At 70.4% G+C, this 3,995-nt stretch carries 6 protein-coding genes; 2 read left to right on the plus strand and 4 right to left on the minus strand.

The window, feature by feature from the left end:
- The coding region (locus tag D7V88_RS43375) for a hypothetical protein (RefSeq protein ID WP_158625261.1) at positions 1–206 on the plus strand (206 nt) is incomplete at its 5' end.
- A gap of 28 nt (positions 207–234) precedes the next feature.
- On the opposite strand, the gene xerD is transcribed toward D7V88_RS43375, so the two are convergent.
- Positions 235–1,170: a site-specific tyrosine recombinase XerD gene (xerD, locus tag D7V88_RS39460; RefSeq protein ID WP_120545673.1), complete on the minus strand. Its 936-nt coding sequence runs from the start codon at positions 1,168–1,170 to the stop codon at positions 235–237.
- Between the two features lie 230 nt (positions 1,171–1,400).
- Here xerD and D7V88_RS39465 point away from each other — a divergent pair, with 230 nt between their 5' ends.
- Positions 1,401–1,727, plus strand: coding sequence for a hypothetical protein (locus D7V88_RS39465; RefSeq protein WP_120545674.1), 327 nt, complete (start codon positions 1,401–1,403; stop codon positions 1,725–1,727).
- 25 nt (positions 1,728–1,752) lie between these two features.
- Here D7V88_RS39465 and D7V88_RS39470 read toward each other — a convergent pair whose 3' ends face one another.
- The 3 genes from D7V88_RS39470 to D7V88_RS39480 form a co-directional block, all read right to left on the minus strand.
- The gene (locus D7V88_RS39470) at positions 1,753–2,742 is read right to left on the minus strand and encodes a hypothetical protein (protein ID WP_120545675.1); all 990 of its coding nucleotides are present in this window, start codon (positions 2,740–2,742) and stop codon (positions 1,753–1,755) included.
- A 22-nt stretch (positions 2,743–2,764) separates the two neighbouring features.
- The gene (locus tag D7V88_RS39475) at positions 2,765–3,385 is read right to left on the minus strand and encodes an L-threonylcarbamoyladenylate synthase (RefSeq protein WP_120545676.1); all 621 of its coding nucleotides are present in this window, start codon (positions 3,383–3,385) and stop codon (positions 2,765–2,767) included.
- A gap of 48 nt (positions 3,386–3,433) precedes the next feature.
- Positions 3,434–3,995: cation:proton antiporter domain-containing protein (locus tag D7V88_RS39480; RefSeq protein WP_208726732.1), on the minus strand; the 562-nt coding region annotated here is incomplete at its 5' end.

The following is a 3,995-nucleotide window of genomic DNA, read 5'->3' on the forward strand; positions in this document are numbered from 1 at the left end:
ACCCCGCACCCAGCGCACTGCGTGCCCCGGTCACCGAGGTCCCCGAAGTGGCGCTGCGGGTGGAGCCCTATGGCGGGCGCCGAGGCCCCGCGCTGAGCCAGCGCGAACTCCGGGAGGTGACGGAGGAGCTGGTCGCTCCCACGGCACGCGACCTGGGACCTCCTGACCCGCCGGTGACGCCGGGGCTGAAGGAGCGCGGGCCCTGAATCCCACCGCGCCCTCGCGCGGCCTCCGTCACGCCGTGGGCGGACGCTTGCGCGCGGCGGGCTTCGGCTTGAATGCGTCGCTGCGCGGGTGGAACTCGTCGTACACCTTGCGCAGGCGGGCGCCGTTGACGTGCGTGTAGATCTGCGTCGTCGCCAGGTCCGCGTGGCCCAGCATCTGCTGCACCGCCCGCAGGTCCGCGCCCCGCTCCACCAGGTGCGTGGCGAACGAGTGCCGCAGCTTGTGCGGTGACAGCGGCTTGAGGATGCCGGCCTTCAGCGCGTAGCGCTTGAGCAGCTTCCAGAAACCCTGCCGCGTGAAGCCTCCGCCGCGCGGGGTGACGAACAGCGCCTTCGCGTCGCGCTTGCCCAGCAGCTCCGGCCGCGACAGCGCCAGGAACGTCTGGACCTTTTCAATCGCCACGCGGCCCAGCGGGACGATGCGCTCCTTGGAGCCCTTGCCCCTCGCGATGAGGTAGCCCGCGGTGAGCTGCACGTTGTTGAGCTCCAGCGTGCACAGCTCCGTCACGCGCAGGCCCGTGGCGTAGAGCACCTCCAGCATCGCCTTGTCGCGCATGCCGGTGACGGTGCGCTCGTCGGGCGCGGCCAGCAACTGCTCCACCTCCTCCAGCGTGAGGAAGATGGGCAGCTTGCGGGGGGACTTCGGCGTGTCCACGTCCTCGGTGGGGTCCTTGTCCGCCAGCCGCTCAGCGACGAGGAAGCGGTGGAAGACGCGGATGGCGGCCAGGTGCCGCGCCTGACTGCGGCGGCTCAGGCCCTGCTTGCCCAGCGTCGTCAGGTGCGCGAGCACGTCCTCCTGGGTGACGCGGGCCGCGTCGTCCTTGCCCCGTGAGCGCAGGTCCTCGAAGTACACGGTGAGGTCCGCCGCGTAGGCGTCCACCGTCTTGCCGGACAACCCCCGCTCCGCACGGATGAAGGCGATGAACGCGTCGAGCAGTCCTTCCATGGGCCCAGGGTAGCGAAGGAACACCCGGGGGCAACTCCCCGGACCTCCCACCGTCACGACCTTCACCCCCGGAGCGTCACCAGGACCGGAAGGTCGATCGTCCTTGAGGGAGGAATCCGCGCGACCGGACGCCGATGGAACCGTCAGAGCTTCAGGGCAACGTTGGCTTCAACCGGAGCGGGCCGATGACATGGCCTGTCTTCCGTCCACCCGAAACCAGGAGCAACCCGATGCGCGCACAAGAATGGCTGTGGATGGCGGTACTGACGCTGGGGAGCATGGGCACGACGGCGCTGGCCCAGCCTGCCCCCCAGGCGACGTCCGCCAAGACGAAGGAGGGCACCGTGAAGAGCAGGTCGGAGACGTCGATCCAACTGTCGGGCGCCACCAACACCGCCCCGCCGTTGACCTACGTCATCGAAAACCCGAAGCAGGAGCTCAAGGCGACCCTGGACGCCATCAAGCCCGGCGACACCGTTCGCGTCACCTACGCCCCGAACGCCGTGGGTGCGAAGGTCGTCAGCCAGGTCGAGAAGCTCCAGTCCGCGACCCCGTAGCACGACAACCGTCGGCCCCAGGGCTTCACCCCTGGGGTTCGACGGCGGCTTCCTGCGCATGCGCGCGCTCCAGCGCCTCCACCACCCACGGCCAGCCCACCAGGATGTTGCCCGGCGAGCGCAGGCACGCATCCGCCACCGCCAGCACCTCCGCGGGCCTGGAGCGCACCGCCAGCGCCAGGTGCCGGCCCAGGAACGGGTGCGGCAGGTAGCTCAGGTTGTGATGCCGCACCGGCACCCACCGCAGCGTGGGCCGGCCCGTGAAGCGCTCCACCGCGTACGCCACCGCCTGCGCCAGCACCTCCAGCGCGTAGAACGGCAGCCGGAAGGCGCACGCCAGGAAGGCCACCAGCGCGCTCGCCGCCACCGCGCCCGCGAAGGACACCGACGCCGCGCCACTCCACACGAACATGGGCACGACGCTCGTCGCGATCGCCGCCACCTGCACGTTGCGCACGGACGGCCCGCGCCCATTCGCCAGCCCGCCGATGCTCCCCGCCGACAGGCCGGACACGATGCCCAGGCACACGCCCACCGCCATCGCCGCCATGCCCCCGGACTCCGGACCGAAGGCTCCGCCCGCCGTGGCATGCAGCCCCGCCAGCATCGACATGCTCGCCAGCGACCCCAACAGCACGCCCGACGCGAGCCCCGACACCAGCGCCACCACCAGCCCCACCGCGGAACACAGCGTCGCGGAGATGAACCACACGCCCCGCATCGGCACGCCCATCACGTGCAGGCCCAGCCCGGCCAGCACCGTGAGGCCCGGCGACAGCACCACCAGCAAGAGCAGCATCCGCCAGACGAAGGCTCCGGCCGCGCGGCCTCCTTCCGCCTGTTCGCGCCACAACTGGCCAATGCGCCCCGCCGGCGAACGGATGCCGGCCTCGCGCAGGCGGTAGTGCAAATCAATGGGCCGCAGCATCAACAGCCCTAGCAGCGCGAGCGCCCCAGGCACCCGCTCCGGTACGTCGACAATCACTGGCGCTTCTGGACGGTCCCCCTCGGCCAAGGCTCCCCCCTCTGGTTCGGGTTCAGGCTTCCAGCCTACCCTTGCCTTGCCTGAGAATTTCAAGCGTATCGCCTATGAGTGAAACCACCGTGGACGGCTCGTTCAATGTCACGCCGCCGTCAAGGATGAGTTCCAATCCGTGTCCCAGCACGGCCTTGATGTCCCGGGCGTCTGACAAAACCGTACCATCGGTATGTGTTGCCGACGTGGTGATGAGCGGGCGGCCCAGCGCCTTCGCCAGCTCGCGGGGCAGCGTGGCGTCCGGCACGCGCAGTCCTACCTGCTTCTGCTTCGTCATCATCACCTCCGGCACCAGGCGTGTGGCCTCCAGGATGAAGGTGAAGGCGCCCGGGGTGAGGCCCTTCATCGCGCGGTAGGCGAAGTTGCTCACGTGCGCGTAGCGGGCGACGTCGGACAGGTCCGGACACAAGAGCGACAGGGGCTTCTTCTTGTCGCGGCCCTTGAGCTGGTACAGCCGCTCGATGGCCTTCTTCGCGTTCAGATCACAACCGAGGCCGTAATAGGTATCCGTGGGGTAGGCGATGAGGCCGCCCTTCTCCAGCACCTCCACCGCGCGAGCGATGTGGCGCGGCGAGGGGTGGTCCACGTCCACCTCGAGGATGGGAGCGACGGCGGGGGGCATGACGGGCGCGACTCCTGGCAGGGACAGGCTGACGGCGGCGAGCCCCAACTATGCGCCGCCGCCCGCCTCTTCCGCACGGATTTCGCCACTGCCCAGCAGCGCGCGCCGGGTGAGCACCGGGCCCACCAGTTCGTGCGCGGTGATCATCGCGACGATGAGCACCTCCACCTGCGGCCCGAACGTGGGGAAGGTGCGCGACACCAGGGCCGCCAGCCCGAACGTCACCCCCGCCTGGGAGATGAGCCCCATCCACAGGTAGCGCTTGAGGCGCGGGTCCCCGGCGGGCGCGAACTTCCGGCACGCGGCCCAGATGGCCAGGCCCCGCAGGCCCACGAGCAGCAGCGCCGCCGGGCCCACCGTCACCAGCGCGTCCAGCTTCAGGCCCGCCCCCGCCGCGGCGAAGAAGAGCGCGAACACCGGCAGGCCCGCCTGCTGGATGGCATGGTGGATGCGCCGGCCTTCGCGTTCGTCCAGGTTCGCGATGAGCGCGCCCGCCGCCAGCGACACCAGCAGCGGCGACAGGTGCAGCCGCGCCCCGCCCTCCGCCGCCGCGAACGACAGGCCGACGATGAACAGGGGCAGCTCGCGGTTGACGCCCCGCATGTACAGC

The organism is Corallococcus terminator (genome assembly GCF_003611635.1).
GTDB lineage: Bacteria > Myxococcota > Myxococcia > Myxococcales > Myxococcaceae > Corallococcus > Corallococcus terminator.